At 68.1% G+C, this 14,318-nt stretch carries 10 protein-coding genes and 1 pseudogene; 5 read left to right on the forward strand and 6 right to left on the reverse strand.

Translation table 11 applies throughout. The annotated features are described in order from the left end of the window. The 3 genes and pseudogenes from FOZ70_RS35890 to FOZ70_RS35900 all read right to left on the reverse strand — a co-directional run. A pseudogene (locus FOZ70_RS35890) lies at nt 1-617 on the reverse strand (hypothetical protein); the annotation flags it as partial. A 499-nt stretch (nt 618-1,116) separates the two neighbouring features. After that, the gene (locus tag FOZ70_RS35895; protein WP_219707786.1) at nt 1,117-2,361 is read right to left on the reverse strand and encodes an FAD-binding oxidoreductase; all 1,245 of its coding nucleotides are present in this window, start codon (nt 2,359-2,361) and stop codon (nt 1,117-1,119) included. Between the two features lie 67 nt (nt 2,362-2,428). Continuing rightward, nucleotides 2,429-3,208 (reverse strand): ABC transporter substrate-binding protein, encoded by a 780-nt coding sequence (locus tag FOZ70_RS35900; RefSeq protein WP_060130954.1) that lies wholly within the window; start codon nt 3,206-3,208, stop codon nt 2,429-2,431. Nucleotides 3,209-3,586: 378 nt separating this feature from the next. On the opposite strand from FOZ70_RS35900, the gene FOZ70_RS35905 reads away from it, so the two are divergent. The 5 genes from FOZ70_RS35905 to FOZ70_RS35925 all read left to right on the forward strand — a co-directional run bounded on the left by FOZ70_RS35905 (nt 3,587) and on the right by FOZ70_RS35925 (nt 8,968). Further along, nucleotides 3,587-4,549, forward strand: coding sequence for an ornithine cyclodeaminase family protein (locus FOZ70_RS35905; RefSeq protein ID WP_219707787.1), 963 nt, complete (start codon nt 3,587-3,589; stop codon nt 4,547-4,549). After that, on the forward strand, nt 4,546-5,340 hold the full coding sequence (locus FOZ70_RS35910) for a PAS domain-containing protein (protein WP_081070185.1): 795 nt from the start codon (nt 4,546-4,548) through the stop codon (nt 5,338-5,340). The genes FOZ70_RS35905 and FOZ70_RS35910 overlap by 4 nt, the downstream gene beginning before the upstream one ends. A 231-nt stretch (nt 5,341-5,571) precedes the next feature. Continuing rightward, a complete protein-coding gene (locus tag FOZ70_RS35915; protein WP_219707788.1) occupies nt 5,572-6,303 on the forward strand; it encodes a DsbA family oxidoreductase in 732 nt (243 codons plus the stop codon). 136 nt (nt 6,304-6,439) lie between these two features. After that, nucleotides 6,440-7,879 (forward strand): DHA2 family efflux MFS transporter permease subunit, encoded by a 1,440-nt coding sequence (locus tag FOZ70_RS35920; RefSeq protein ID WP_027788232.1) that lies wholly within the window; start codon nt 6,440-6,442, stop codon nt 7,877-7,879. 300 nt (nt 7,880-8,179) lie between these two features. Beyond that, the gene (locus tag FOZ70_RS35925) at nt 8,180-8,968 is read left to right on the forward strand and encodes a sulfite exporter TauE/SafE family protein (protein WP_021157126.1); all 789 of its coding nucleotides are present in this window, start codon (nt 8,180-8,182) and stop codon (nt 8,966-8,968) included. Between the two features lie 157 nt (nt 8,969-9,125). On the opposite strand, the gene FOZ70_RS35930 is transcribed toward FOZ70_RS35925, so the two are convergent. The 3 genes from FOZ70_RS35930 to FOZ70_RS35940 form a co-directional block, all read right to left on the reverse strand. Beyond that, nucleotides 9,126-10,961 carry a peptidase S1 gene (locus tag FOZ70_RS35930; RefSeq protein WP_042973160.1) on the reverse strand — a complete coding sequence of 612 codons (1,836 nt, stop codon included), beginning with the start codon at nt 10,959-10,961 and terminating at the stop codon, nt 9,126-9,128. A gap of 614 nt (nt 10,962-11,575) precedes the next feature. Further along, nucleotides 11,576-13,666 (reverse strand): D-(-)-3-hydroxybutyrate oligomer hydrolase, encoded by a 2,091-nt coding sequence (locus tag FOZ70_RS35935; RefSeq protein WP_219707789.1) that lies wholly within the window; start codon nt 13,664-13,666, stop codon nt 11,576-11,578. A 115-nt stretch (nt 13,667-13,781) separates the two neighbouring features. Next, nucleotides 13,782-14,147, reverse strand: coding sequence for a BON domain-containing protein (locus FOZ70_RS35940; RefSeq protein ID WP_021157129.1), 366 nt, complete (start codon nt 14,145-14,147; stop codon nt 13,782-13,784). Nucleotides 14,148-14,318 lie beyond the last annotated feature (171 nt).

Consider the following 14,318-nt stretch of genomic DNA (forward strand, 5'->3'; position numbering starts at 1 on the left):
ACCGGCGCCAGCGGATTCGCCCCGCCACCGACATTCCCCAGCGCACCGGTCACCGTACCGAGTGCACCCGTCAACGCACCTGCCGGGTTACCACCGCCGAGTGCGCCCGTGACTTGATTGACGACACCTTGAACCGGCGCCAGCGGATTCGCCCCGCCGCCGACATTGCCCAGTGCCCCCGTCACCGTGCCAACCGCATTGCCCAACGCACCCGTCGCCGTATTCAGCGCACCGCTCAACGCGCCAGCCGGGTTGCCGCCGCTCAGCGCACCCGTCACCTGGTTCACCACACCCTGAACCGGCGCGAGCGGCTGCACCGTGCCGCCGCCACCGAGTGCACCCGTCACCGCCCCCACGGCGCCCGACAGTGCCTGGCCGGGATCGCCAAGGGACGTCTGGATCGCGCCCGCCCCGCCCGCCGCCACGGTGACCGAACCCAGCGGCGACGTCCCCGTCGCGACCAGCCCGACCGAGACGCTGTTCGTCGGCGGGTTGACGATCACTTGCGGGATCGGCAGCCCATCAAGGGGCCCCGCCACCGCGGAGCCCGAAGCCAGTACCCCGAACACCGTCGCGACCGACAGCGCTGCACCCGTCAATTTCAGATTTTGTCCCATCTTTGTTTTTCCCCATCTCGGTTGGCACAACGTTGATAAAGCATGGGGACGGATTGCACGAAGTGTGCCAATTCTAAAAACCGGATTGATTCGTCTGTCTATTGGCAAGCAATAACGCTTTTTTAATCGATTTCAGACGAAAATCACGACTCCGGCATCGCAATCATCTGATGAAAAAGCGCGGCGAAGCCCGGATGTAACGTAACGTTTGCGAGCCCCGTGGTAACGTGTTCCGGTACATTCCGCGTAACACCGGAACGCGCCGCCGGGGTGGTGCATCAGACCGTCACGAGCGGCTGCCGATTACACATTTCAGAAAAATGAAAATGCATTGATAAATCGCCGATTTGCTGATTTTCTTTATTTGGCGATCATCTTTCTTGCCGATTACGCAGATCATTTCCGATTGCGTGATTTCCGGTAATTCGGATAGCAGAATGAAACATTGTAAAGGCCGCGTCGCAACCGGCGCGCGCGCGAGGCTGCGCGCGCCGCCGGATCAGCCGAAGCGTGCGGGCCGGTACGGATGGGGATCGATATAGGTCGGCGCGCCCGTCATCATTTCGGCGAGCAGGCGCCCGGTCGCGGGGCCGAGCGTGAGCCCGTGGTGACAATGGCCGAATGCAAACCACAGGTGGCGATGGCGCGGCGCGGGCCCGATCACCGGGCGCATGTCGGGCGTGCACGGCCGCATCCCGAGCCACGGCTCGGGATCGAGCCGCTCGCCGATGCCAAACGCGTCGCGCGCCAGCGGCTCCGCACGCGCGAGCTGCACGCCGGTCGGCGGTGCGCCGCGCAGCGCGATCTCGACACCGGTCGTGAGCCGCAGCCGTCCGCCTTCCATCGGCGCGACGACGAAACCTTCCTCGGTATCGCACACGGGCACGTTCAACGGTGCACGCGTCGGCCGGTAGTGCATGTGGTAGCCGCGCTTCGCGCGCAGCGGAATCCGGTAGCCGAGCGGCGCGAACACGTGATCGGACCACGGCCCGAGCGCGACCACCGCCGAGCGCGCCGAGACCGGCCCATGTTCGGTACCGACCTGCCAGCCGTCCTCCACCTGCACGAGCGTCTTGGCATCGCCGCGCACGAACGTGCCGCCGTCGCGCTCGAACAACCGCGCGTAGGCCTTGGTCAGCCCGCCCGGGCTCGACACGGTCTTCGGGTCCTGCCAGTGGAATGCACCGCAGAACGCGTCGCTGACGCCGGGCTCCATCGCGCGCAACGCACGTGCGTCGAGCACCGTCATCCGCAGCCCGTGCGCGTCGGCCACGCGCTGCTGCACGCGCGCTTCCGCATCGAACAGCGCGGGCGACCGGAACGCTTCGATCCACCCTCCGTCGTGCACGAGCGGCTGCGCATCGGTACGCGCGAGCAGCGCGTCGTGCTCGACGACGCTCGCCGCGACGAGCGGCAGCAGGTCGCGCGCGGCGGCCGCGAGCCGCTGCGGCGACGATTCGCGCCAGAAGCGCGCGAGCCAGCCCGCATACGCGGGCAGCGCGCGGTAGTCCCAGTAGAGATCGACCGAGCGGTTGCGCGCATAGCGCAGCAAAGTGCCGAGCCGGCGCGGAAACGCGTACGGCACGACCGACGAGCGTTCGATCAGCCCCGCGTTGCCGTGGCTCGTTTCCTCGCCGGGCGCGCGCCGGTCGACGAGCGCGACACGCAACCCGCGATCCTGCAGATGCAGCGCCGACGACACGCCGACGATGCCGGCCCCCAGAACGATGACGTCGAAATCCATGGTTCCCCGTACTGCGTCGAGATTCGATGCGGCACGCGCCGGCCCGGCGGCCGGCGCGCGGCGGTCATTACTTCGCGACGATGTCGCGCTTGAAGTACTTCTGCGACAGCGCGCCGAGCGTGCCGTCCTTCTTCAGCGCGTCGAGCGCGCCGACGATCTTCGCCTGCAGCGCCTTGTCGTTCTTGCGCATCCCGAAGCCCGTGCCTTCGCCGAGCGTCGCCGGATCCTTCAGCGGCTCGCCGACGATCTGGTAGTCGCGGCCGGCCGGCTTGTCGAGGAAACCGTCCTGCGCGGTCTGCGCCTCCTGCACGGCCGCGTCGAGACGACCCGCGACGAGATCGGCGTAGATCTGGTCCTGATCCTGGTACGACACGACGGCCACGCCCGCGTTGGCCCAGTGCGCCTTCAGGAAATCCTCCTGCGACGAGCCCTGCAGCACGCCGACGTGCTTGCCGCGCAGGCTCGCGACGTCGGGCCGCAGCGGCGAGCCGTGCTTCGCGACCATCACGATCGGCACCACGTAGATCGCCGGCGTGAAGTCGATGCTCTGCTTGCGCTTCGCAGTGATGTTCATCGCCGAATTGATCGCGTCGAACTTGCGCGCCTGCAGCGCCGGAATCAGGCCGTCGAACGAATTCTCGACCCACACGCACTTCATGTTCAGCTTCGCGCACACCGCGTTGCCGATGTCGACGTCGAAACCCTGCAGCTGACCGGCCGGCGTCTTGCTCTCGAACGGCGGATAGGCGGCTTCGATCCCGAAGCGCAATGTGGTCTGTTCCGCGTGGGCCGTGATGGCCGCACAGGCGAGCGCCGCAGCGGCGCAGAGGGAGAGCTTCCAGTTCATGACGGTCCTTCCGTTCTGGATTGAGGCGATGAAGATCGGTACACGACGGCCGCGGCCGGGCGCCGGATCGGCATTCGAAGCAGGCGGTCGCCACGCGGCGGCGCGTCGTGTCCTGCACGCGAAATATAGACTCAAAGTCTACGATAGACTATAGGGGATACGAGAATCGTGCCCCGATACACGTCGTCGGCAATTCACCCGACATCGAAAACACCCTTGATTTATCGATGTTTTTCCAGAATCTCGCGATAATACACAGTCTCGAAAAGAAAAATTCTCCCGATTTCTTTTGTCTATATTAGACTTTTCGTCCATCACGAACACAGCCGGACACGTCGCTCGAGACAGTCCAGTCCGGCCCCGACCGGAGATGTCCTCATGACGCAAACCGCCCCGACCCTGCCGCTGACCGTCAACGAAGCCGCGGTGCGCGCGGCCCTGCCGTCGCTCGACGTGCTCGGCACGCTGCGCAGCATGTTCGCGTCGCTCGCCGCGGCGCGCGCGGTGCAGCCGCCGCAAACGCTCACGCTGTTTCCCGGGCAGGCCGGCGACTTCATCACGTATCTGGGCGCGCTCGCCGACGCGCAGGTGTTCGGCGCGAAGCTGTCGCCGTACGTCGTGACGGGCGGCAAGCCCATCGTCACCGCGTGGACCGCGCTGATGTCGATGCGCACGGGCCAGCCGCTGATGTGGTGCGACGCGGGCCTGCTGACGGTCGAGCGCACGGCCGGCACGACCGCGCTCGCGGTCGATTGTCTCGCGCCGCGCAACGCGCGCCATCTCGCGATCGTCGGCGCGGGCGCGGTCGGCCTCGCGCATCTGCGGCACACCGCGGGACTGCGCGACTGGGAGACGATCCGCGTGTACTCGCCCGCGCTCGCCGGCGACGCGGCGCAGCAGGCGGCGCTTGCGCAGCTCGACCCGCGCGCACGCGCCGCGTCGAGCGGCGAAGCCTGCGTGCGCGACGCGGACGTCGTGATGCTGTGCACGTCGTCGGGCACGCCCGTGCTCGGCGACGGGATGCTCACGCGCCCCGCGCTCGTCACGTCGATCAGCACGAACGTCGCACGCGCGCACGAGATCCCGCCCGCGTGGCTGCCCGGCATGGACGTGTACTGCGACTACCGGCACACGACGCCCGCGAGCGCCGGCGAAATGCAGATCGCGACGGCCGAGCACGGCTGGGAAGCCGCGCGGATCGCCGGCGACCTGCCCGCGCTCGTCGCCGGCACCTGCCCGGCACCGTCGTACGCGCGTCACGCATTCTTCCGCTCGATCGGCCTCGGGCTCGAGGACATCGCGATCGCGCACGCGCTGTACACGCACCTGACGCGCGCATGAGCGGCACGCGAGCGCGGGGCCGATACAATGGCGCAACCGCCGCGGCGGCCGCGCGCGGGCGCACGGGCATGCCGACCACCGGCGCGCCGCCTCGCCGGCCCGATGGGCCGCCCGGCCCCCGCCCACCCGAGATGGCGACACCGATGCGCAAGAAGAAATCCCCCGTCAAAGACCTGCTGCTCACCCGTTATGCGCCGATCGCCGACGGTATCGCCGCGCTGTTCTTCCCGTACGCGGAAGTCGTGATCCACGACCTGCACGACCAGACCGTGCTGTATCTCGCGAACAACCTGTCGAAGCGCGAGGTCGGCGACGATTCCGCGCTGGAGGAAATCGATCATTCCGCGCGCGAGCGCGTGATCGGCCCGTACGAGAAGCTGAACTGGGACGGCCGGCGGATGCGCTGCGTGAGCAACGTGCTGTTCGACGACGAAGGCCACCCGGCCGGGATGATGTGCATCAACTTCAACATCGCGGTGTTCGACGAGGTGCGCGCGACGCTCGACCTGTTCATCAAGGGTGCGGGCGTGATCGCACAGCCGGACGAGCTGTTCCGCGACGACTGGCAGGAGCGCATCAACACGTTCCTGCACGGCTGGCTGCGCGAGCGGCAGGTCGGGCTGAACGGGCTCACGCGCGAGCACCGGCGCGAGCTCGTCGAAGCGCTGTACGCGGAGGGCGCGTTCCGCGGCAAGAGCGCGGCGAACTACGTCGCGAATGTGCTCGGGATGGGCCGCGCGACGGTCTACAAGCACCTCAAGCACCTGAAGGAAACGCAGGGCGACGCGTAAGCGAAACGCGGGGGCGGGCGGGTTCGCCCGTTCGCCGGGACGACGAAACGCCCGTTCGTCGGGACGCGCGGCGGCGGCCGGTATCGGCCATCGCTATCGGTGCGCCGCTTCCGTGTCTATGCTTCGTGATGCGGCGGGCGCCCGTTTCACGCGCCCGCCCGGCCTGGACGATGCGTCGAAACACAAAGTGATATAGTCCCGGTTACACTTTTTTGCTGCCCGGAACCGCCCATGACGACCGCTCCCGCCCCGATTGCCCGCCCGACCCTGACCGTCGAAATCTGGTCCGACCTGATCTGCCCGTGGTGCTGGATCGGCAAGCGCCGCTTCGACGAGGCGCTCGCCGCGTTCGCGCACGCCGAGCGCGTCGACGTCGCGCTGCGCGCATACCGGCTGATGCCGGGCCAGCCGGTCGAGCCGGTCGAGGCAATGCTCGCCAGCAAGTACCGGATGTCGCCCGCGCAGGTCGACCAGATGCTGCGCCAGGTGACCGATGCGGCCGCGAGCGTCGGGCTGCGTTACGACCTGCCCGGCACGCTCGTCGGCGACACGCTCGACGGCCACCGGCTCGTGAAGCTCGCGGAAGCGACGGGCCGCGCGCACGCGCTGACCGAGCGGCTGTACCGCGCGTATTTCTGCGAGCACGGCTCGCTGTTCGATCACGCCGAGCTCACCGAATTCGCGGTCGAAGCGGGGCTCGAGCGCGCGGCCGTCGAAGACGTGCTGCGCAGCGACCTGTATCGCGACGAAGTCGAAGCCGACATCGCGCGCGCCGCGCAGATCGGCGGGCGCGGCGTGCCGCTGTTCGTGTTCGGCGGCCGTTACGCGGTGTCGGGCGCGCAGCCGGCCGACGCGTTCGCGCAGGCGCTCGACCAGGCATGGCGCGATGGCATCGTCGAACTCGACGGCAGCGACGCGGCCGCATGCGGCCCCGACGGCTGCGAACTGCCGGCGCGCACATAACGCCCGTCGCATCCGTCGCGCGCGTCCCGCCCGGACGCGCGACTACGCATCGCTCCTGCCACAAACCGGCAGGAAGCCCGTGCCGAGGGGGCCTACAATGCATCCTTTCAAATAACTATCAGAAGGCTGCAAGCCCATGACCCACGGGATCCACGGCGAGAAGCGCTGGTACGCGCTGATCGTCCTCTGCCTCGGCGTGCTGATGATCGTGCTCGACAGCACGATCGTGAACGTTGCGCTGCCGTCGATCAGCACCGACCTCCATTTCACCGAAACGGCCCTCGTGTGGGTCGTCAACGCGTACCTGCTGACGTTCGGCGGCTGCCTGCTGCTCGGCGGCCGGCTCGGCGACCTGTATGGCCAGCGGCGCATGTTCCTCGCCGGCCTCGTCGTGTTCACGCTCGCGTCGCTCGCATGCGGCCTCGCCCAGTCGCAGACGATGCTGATCGCCGCGCGCGCGGTGCAGGGGCTCGGCGGCGCGGTGGTGTCGGCCGTGTCGCTGTCGCTGATCATGAATCTCTTCACCGAGCCCGGCGAGCGCGCGCGGGCGATGGGCGTGTACGGCTTCGTCTGCGCGGGCGGCGGCAGCATCGGCGTGCTGCTCGGCGGGCTGCTGACGAGCTCGCTGTCGTGGCACTGGATCTTCCTCGTCAACCTGCCGATCGGCATCGCCGTCTATGCGATGTGCGTCGCGCTGCTGCCGCGCCTGCGCGCGCCGGCCGGCACCGCACGGCTCGACGTCGCGGGCGCGGTCACCGTGACCGCGTCGCTGATGCTGGCGGTCTACGGGATCGTCGGCGGCAACGAAGCCGGCTGGCTGTCGACGCAGACCGTCGTGCTGATCGGCGCCGCGGTCGCGCTGCTCGCCCTGTTCATCGCGATCGAGGCGCGCGCCGCGCATCCGCTGATGCCGCTCACGCTGTTCGCCGCGCGCAACGTCGCGCTCGCGAACGTGATCGGCGTGCTGTGGGCGGCCGCGATGTTCGCGTGGTTCTTCCTGTCCGCGCTGTACATGCAGCGTGTGCTCGGCTACGGGCCGCTGCAGGTCGGTCTCGCGTTCCTGCCGGCGAACCTGATCATGGCTGCGTTCTCGCTCGGGCTGTCCGCGCGCATCGTGATGCGCTTCGGGATCCGCGGCCCGATCGCGGCCGGCCTGCTGATCGCGGCCTGCGGCCTCGCCCTGTTTTCGCGCGCGCCGGTGGACGGCGGTTTCGCCTGGCACGTGCTGCCCGGCATGACGCTGCTCGGCATCGGCGCGGGCGTCGCGTTCAACCCGATGCTGCTCGCCGCGATGAGCGACGTCGATCCGGCCGATTCCGGGCTCGCGTCGGGGATCGTCAACACCGCGTTCATGATGGGCGGCGCGCTCGGCCTCGCCGTGCTCGCGAGCCTCGCGGCCGCCCGCACCGACGTGCTCGCGGCCGCGAACGCCGCGCCGCTCGACGCACTGAACGGCGGCTACCATGCAGCCTTCGCGTTCGGCGCGGCATTCGCTGCCGCCGCCGCGCTGATCGGGCTCGCGCTGCGCATCCGGCGGCAGGACGCCGTCGAAGGTGCCGGCCCCGCGATGCACTGACGCCGACGAGCCGCAGGCGGCGGATGAATCCGGCCGTCTGTATCGAACCTGGGGCGCGCACCGTCGCGCCCTTTTTCTTCTTCCGGGTGCCGCGCACCGCCCATGCTGTCGTGGCAGGCCGGCACCGGCCACCACGTTGGCCCTGCCCCGTTCAAACGCCCGTTTCACCGCCGCCTGCCGCCCGCGCCTTCCCGGCCGATTTTTAACGCAGTCGTACACCGACACGCCACATTTGCGACAATGGCGGACTTTGACCCACGCGCCGCTACCGCCGAACGCCGCATAACCCACCCGCTTCCGATGTCGCTTCCCCATATCGATCTGCTGTACTCGTTGTCCGGCCTGTTCGTCGGCATCCTCGTCGGCCTGACCGGCGTCGGCGGTGGTTCGTTGATGACGCCGATCCTCGTGCTGCTGTTCGGCGTCCACCCCGCGACGGCGGTCGGCACCGACCTGCTCTATGCGGCGGCGACCAAGGCCACCGGCACGCTCGTCCACGGCCTGAAGGGTTCGATCGACTGGCGCATCACGGGCCGGCTCGCGGCAGGCAGCGTGCCGGCCGCGGCCATCACGCTGTGGTGGCTGCACACGCACGGGATGAATACGCCGGGCACCGCGCGGATGATCCAGCTCGTGCTCGGCGTCGCGCTGCTGCTCACGTCGCTCGCGCTGATCTTCCGGCCCCAGCTCACCGCGTTCGCCGCGCGCAACCCGCTCACACCGAGCCCCGCGCGCACGCTGTGGTCGACCGTGCTGACGGGCGCCGTGCTCGGCGTGCTCGTGTCGATGACGTCGGTCGGTGCCGGCGCGATCGGCGTCACCGTGCTCCTGCTGCTGTATCCGATGCTCGCGACGACCCGCATCGTCGGGTCCGACATCGCGCACGCGGTACCGCTCACGCTGGTCGCCGGCATGGGCCACTGGCTGCTCGGCTCGGTCGACTGGTCGATGCTGCTGTCGCTGCTGCTCGGCTCGTTGCCGGGCATCGTGCTCGGCAGCCTGCTGTCGGCGCGCGCACCCGAGCGGCTGCTGCGCAACCTGCTCGCCGCGACGCTCGTCGCGGTCGGCGTGAGGCTCGTGCTCGCGTAGGCGGGCGCCGATCCCGCCCTTCGCCCGCGGTTGCGCTTTTTCCCGGCCAGCGCCTCCGACGCGCCGCGCCCGCCTCCGCTGCAATGAAAAACAGCCCGACCGGCCTGCGCCGATCGGGCTGTCGTCCATCCGGGGCGGCTCGAGCCGCCCGCTCCGCTTACTGCCCTTGCTGCTGCAGTTTCTGCTGCTTGAGCTGCTGCGTGCGCGCCTGCAGCTTCAGCACCCGTTGCAGCGCAGTACGGTTCGCGAGGATCCCGTCGTAGAAGTTGGCGAGATCGCCCTTCAGCGCGGTGCGCGACGCGTCGTTCAGGTAGATCATGTGGCCCGACGGGTAGTTCTTGATCGTCAGGTTCTGCGCCTTGAGCGTCGGATCGAGCGGCATCTGCGCGAGCGTCAGCTCCGTCTGGTGGAACGGCGTGACGGCGTCGAAATAGCCGTTCGCCGACAGCACCTTCAGGTCCGGGTTCACGCTCATCGTCGACGCCAGGTCGCCGGCCGTGTACAGCGTGTTGCCGCCGCCCTTGTTCGCGCCGGTCGGGTCGGTGTGGCTGAAGTCCCAGTTGTTGAAGACCTGGTCGTTCAGGTCCACGAACGACGACGTCGACGTGTACTTGAGGTCGGTGTTGATGTAGCTGTTCCACAGCACCGTATACGCGCCGCCGACGTTCGTGATCGACGGATCGTTGCTGCCCGAGTTCGGCAGGATGTACGGCGCGATGCCCTTGCCCGTGAAGTTCGCGCGACCGTCGTACTGGCCGATCTGCGTGCCCGGCACGAGCGTCAGGAAGAACGTATACGGCGGGTTGTCGTCCGACGACGGCACGTTGCCGAGCGCGGCCGGGTTGCCGAACGTCTGGATCAGCGACGTCGGGTCCGTGCCGATGTACGCGCCCATCTGCTGCGCGGTCTGCAGGTTCAGGTTCAGCCGCACGTTCACGAAGCCGCCGTCCTGCGGGTTCGGCTTCTGCGCGAGCGGCGCGAGCGTGTTGTCCGCGTAGTTGCGGGCCTGGACCATGTACGCGTCGAGATCGGTCGGCGTCGGGTTGAGCGTCGTCTTCTTCCAGTAGAACGCGTCGGCCGCGAGTGTCGGGAACGTGCCCGGCGCGGACAACGCATTCGCGTAGTCGAGGATCGACGACTGCAGCGTGATCCCGTTCAGGTCGATGCCGTCCTCATGCAGCACCCACGACACGACCGCGCTGCGCGCGGTGCCGTACGACTCGCCGTACAGGAATTTCGGCGAATTCCAGCGCGAGTACTTGGTCAGGTAGCGCTGGATGAAGCGGTCGATCGAGCGGGCGTCCTGGTCGGTGCCCCAGAAGTCCTTGTTCTTCGCCGGGGCGATCGCCGCCGAATAACCGGTGCCGACCGGGTTGATGAACACGAGGTCGGTACGGTCGAGCAGGCTGTCCGGGTTGTCGAGCAGCTTGTACGGCGCGGGCGGCGTGAAGTTCGGGAACGACGACTGCAGGCGCTTCGGCCCGTACGAGCCGAGCAGCAGGTAGACCGACGACGAGCCGGGGCCGCCGTTGTAGAAGAACGTGACCGGGCGCGGCTTCGACGGGTCCGGATTGTCCTGCGTGTAGGCGACGTAGAACATCTTCGCGTTCGGCGCCGACGTGACCGGGTCGATCGTCGTCAGGTGGCCCGTGGTGGCCGTGTACTTGATGGTCTTGCCGCCGATCGTGACCGAACGGTGGACGACGGCCGCCCCTTCCGTGGAATCCGTGACCGCGTCGTTCGGCCCGGTGCCGTACACGTCGGTGTCGACGTACGGCTGGTCGGCCGCCGCGGCCGTTGCGCTGGTGTTGGCCTGCGTGCTGGCGCCGGCCGACGTCGCGGCCGCGGCGGCGGCCGAAGCAGCCGGGCTCGGCCCGTCGTCGCCGCCGCACCCCGTGACGAGCAGCGCCGCGGCCGCGGCTGCGGCGAGCGGCACGCTCAGTGTCGTTCCGAATAGCGCGAAACCGTCTTTCAAGGACTTCCGTGTCGTCATTATTGCCTCTCGAACAGAACGATAAATACCGCCGGTCGCAAAGGATCATTTGCGCCGGCGCTCCGCACCAGGAATGCATTCGTTATGCGACGCACTCCGAGTTTTTTACCGGATCGGCGAATACCGATCGGCACGATTTACCCCACCCATGTTTTTTTGCAACTGCACAATGGAATCAATTCCATTGCAAACGGCAATTCAATAATCCGCAGCAATACGAATTCATTGCGCGAATTCGCATGCACACAAAATCGATGGCAAAAACACACCCCGCAAGGCCCGCCCGACAAGGGCGCCTCGCTTCGAACAGACGAACGATCCCCCTCGGCGAGATACCGATTAATCGCAGAGCAGCGATCAACCGCGACTCGAGCCGATTTAACAAAATCGAAAGGATCGATTAACTAAACGGAAAGGAATATCTTCGTATCTGTAATTTATTAAATTAAGTGAAAATACCGGCGCATATTAGGGTTCTGATTTAGCGCCGTAAAGTAAGAATTTGTTACAGCGCTCGCCATTCGGACAAAAACCAATCCGGGACCGATTCCATTCGCTCAAAGAAAAAAGCCGGACGGCTGTCCGGCTTCGTGCGGGCGGCGCGGCGGGCGCCGTCAGAGCGGCACGTCGATCGTGCCGGCACCGGTCGTGATCGCGTTCGCCCCCGGCGCGGCCGAGATCGGCGGCAGGTTCGCGCTCGTCAGCGCGGGCGCGGCGCCCGGCGTGCCGCCGCGCGGCACCGTGCGGATCACCTGCGACGGCGGCAGCGGCGCACCGTTCTTCAGGTGCCGCCACATCAGGTTCAGCGCCTGCACGTTGTAGTAGTGAACCGGCACGAAGCGCGTGTCGAAGCCCGGCACCGGCAGGAACGCGTCGAAGTGCTGGCCGTTCGTCACCTCGTAGAACACGAGCCGGCTGCGTCCGCCTTCGCTGATGCCGTTCTGCGCGACGTACGCGCGCGATGCGTGGTTCACGGGCACCAGCGCATCGCTGCGGCCCTGCACGATGATCGCCGGCTTGCCCTGCAGGTTCGCGTTCACGCGCACCGCGTCGACGTTCGCGGGCATCCCGAGCATCCCGTTCGTCCAGAGCTGGCGCAGGCACAGCGCGCCCGCGAAACTCGCATCGGGTGTCGCGAGCCGGTGGTCGATACCCGCGCCCGTGTTGAACACCAGGTTGATGCCGGCCGTCGGCGGCACGCCGTTGCCGACGCCGAAGACAGCCGGCATCGGCGACGTGGCCGGCGCGGCGACGGCGCCCGTTGCCGGGTTCGTCGTCGCGAAGCTGAAATTGCACAGGTTGTCGGTGACGCGCGAGCGCGTGTATGCGTTCGCATACGTGACGGCGATCGCCGGAATCGCCTGCGAATCCCACATTGGCGCTTGCAGCAGGTCGGAATCGGCAAGGTAGCCGGCCGCGTGGAGCTGCGCGAGCGCGTCGGCGGCCTGGCTTTGCGTATCGGCCCCCGCCACCAGCCCGGCCGCGGCGAGCGTCGCGCAGCGCTGCGTGCGGATCGACTGCGTGGTCGCCGCCGGCAGCGCGCTCAGGTACGGCGCACCGGCGAGCGACGCCGACGCGGCCGCGCACGGCTGAAGCAGGTTCGCGAGGGTCGCGTAGTCGGCCAGCGGCCGGCCGAACGACGGCACCGGCTGGCCGCCCGAGCGCACGACCGCGTTCGGCGCCATCCGCACGTTGATTTGCGGCTCGCCGACCACGACCGCGGTGATCCAGCCGCGATTGTCCTGCTCGGCCGCCGCGAGCGACGCGCCGCCGCCGTTGCTGACCGACGCGGCGATCGTCGTGATGTCGCCCGCGCGATAGCGCACGCCGTGATGCGAGCTGTCGATCAGCGGGCCGAACTGCTCGTTGAGCGCCCAGTACGCGAACTCGACCGACTGCAGCGTCACGCGCCCCCAGTCCTGCTCGGGATTCTGCTGCGAATGCGCGTGCTTGAACGCATAGCGGTTCGGGAAGCGGGAATTGAAGGTGGCGAGATCGCCGCTCGTCACGTTCGCGGTGAACAGGCTCGCGGTGCCGGCCAGCACCGCGTTGGCGAGCGTGCCGTCGATCAGCGTGACGGTGTCCGACATGAGTTCGTGCGCGCCGTTGCCGCCGCCCTTGTCGTTGTAGGCGACCGCGCAGCCGCGCTTGAGCGCCCATTCGCCGGCTGCGGAAATCGCGCCGTACACGCCGCGCGAGCCCGACGACGTCGCGGTGACGATGCACGGCTGCGCGGAATTGAAGCTGGCGGGCACCTGCACGAGCAGCGTCACGTTCTTGCTGCCGCTGCCGTCGTCGGAGTACGCGAGATATTCGGTGCCGGGGATCTTGCCTTCGCCGAGCGTGTCGTTGCCGTCGAGATCGACGTTCGGCCCCCAGAAGCGGCCGTAGCCGCCGTTCGCGCTCATGTCGACGAGAGCGCGGTAGTTCGACCAGATCGCCAGGCGGCGCAGCTCGGCGCCAGTCGGCCGGGCGGCGTTCGCGAAGCCGGGGGCGGTGGCCGAGCCGAGGCCCGTCTTGCCGAGGCCGGCCGTCAGCAGGTCGTCGCTCGCGCCGTCATAGGCTGTCGTGCGCACGCTGCCGGACACGAAACCGGGCAACCGGTTGCGCTCGGCCGATTCGTCGCCGTTACAGGCGCCGAGTAGCGCGATCGCGGCCAGCGCCGCGCCGAAAACCATCCGCCTGCCCCACCCGAGCCTCGTCATCGCCGCCCTCTCGATATCGTTATCGGTCCGCCGCCGCTTCATGCGGCTTGCGGCCTCTCAAGCGCAAACGGGCCCCGGCATGCCGGGGCNNGCGCTCGCGCGCCGCCGCCCGGCATCACTGCTGCTGAACCGTCAGCTTGTTCGTGACCGACGTCACGCCCGCCACGCCCTTGGCTGCAGCTTCGGCCTTGTCGATCTGGTCCTGGGCCGGCATCGTGCCTTCCAGCGTGATCGCGCCGCCCTTCGAACGCACGACGAGGTTCGACACGTTCACGCCCGATTCCTTCGAAATCGCCTTGCGCACCGTATAGCCGAGCTTGCGGTTCGCCTTCTTCGCGGTTTTCGCGGCGGCCTTCGGCGCGCTGGTCGCTGCCGCGGGCGCTTCCGTTGCCGCCGCATCGCTCGACTGCGCATACACGCTGCCCGACAGACAGGCCGCCACGGCGGCGACACCCAACGCTCTCAACACGATCGACTTCATGCTATCTCCTTATCACTCCGGAACGGCCGTGCACAGTACGGCCGGATACCCCCAAAAACAGCCGGCCCGCGCGCGAACGGGCGGGACAGCCGGTGTTTTCCACGGCGATACGAGAGAGGCAAGACGGGCTGGCGGACGGCGCACGCGAGAGCGGGCCGGCCGGGCCGGACA

The organism is Burkholderia sp. COPS, assembly GCF_019425585.1.
Lineage (GTDB): Bacteria > Pseudomonadota > Gammaproteobacteria > Burkholderiales > Burkholderiaceae > Burkholderia > Burkholderia cepacia.

What these genes read in the sequence shown, in the direction of transcription:
- FOZ70_RS35940 (WP_021157129.1), bottom strand. Translation starts at nt 14,147, where the DNA reads ATGAAGTCGATCGTGTTGAGAGCGTTGGGTGTCGCCGCCGTGGCGGCC.
- FOZ70_RS35910 (WP_081070185.1), top strand. Translation starts at nt 4,546, where the DNA reads ATGAGCGGCACGCGAGCGCGGGGCCGATACAATGGCGCAACCGCCGCG.
- FOZ70_RS35930 (WP_042973160.1), bottom strand. Translation starts at nt 10,961, where the DNA reads ATGACGACACGGAAGTCCTTGAAAGACGGTTTCGCGCTATTCGGAACG.
- FOZ70_RS35925 (WP_021157126.1), top strand. Translation starts at nt 8,180, where the DNA reads ATGTCGCTTCCCCATATCGATCTGCTGTACTCGTTGTCCGGCCTGTTC.
- FOZ70_RS35900 (WP_060130954.1), bottom strand. Translation starts at nt 3,208, where the DNA reads ATGAACTGGAAGCTCTCCCTCTGCGCCGCTGCGGCGCTCGCCTGTGCG.
- FOZ70_RS35915 (WP_219707788.1), top strand. Translation starts at nt 5,572, where the DNA reads ATGACGACCGCTCCCGCCCCGATTGCCCGCCCGACCCTGACCGTCGAA.
- FOZ70_RS35895 (WP_219707786.1), bottom strand. Translation starts at nt 2,361, where the DNA reads ATGGATTTCGACGTCATCGTTCTGGGGGCCGGCATCGTCGGCGTGTCG.
- FOZ70_RS35935 (WP_219707789.1), bottom strand. Translation starts at nt 13,666, where the DNA reads ATGACGAGGCTCGGGTGGGGCAGGCGGATGGTTTTCGGCGCGGCGCTG.
- FOZ70_RS35905 (WP_219707787.1), top strand. Translation starts at nt 3,587, where the DNA reads ATGACGCAAACCGCCCCGACCCTGCCGCTGACCGTCAACGAAGCCGCG.
- FOZ70_RS35920 (WP_027788232.1), top strand. Translation starts at nt 6,440, where the DNA reads ATGACCCACGGGATCCACGGCGAGAAGCGCTGGTACGCGCTGATCGTC.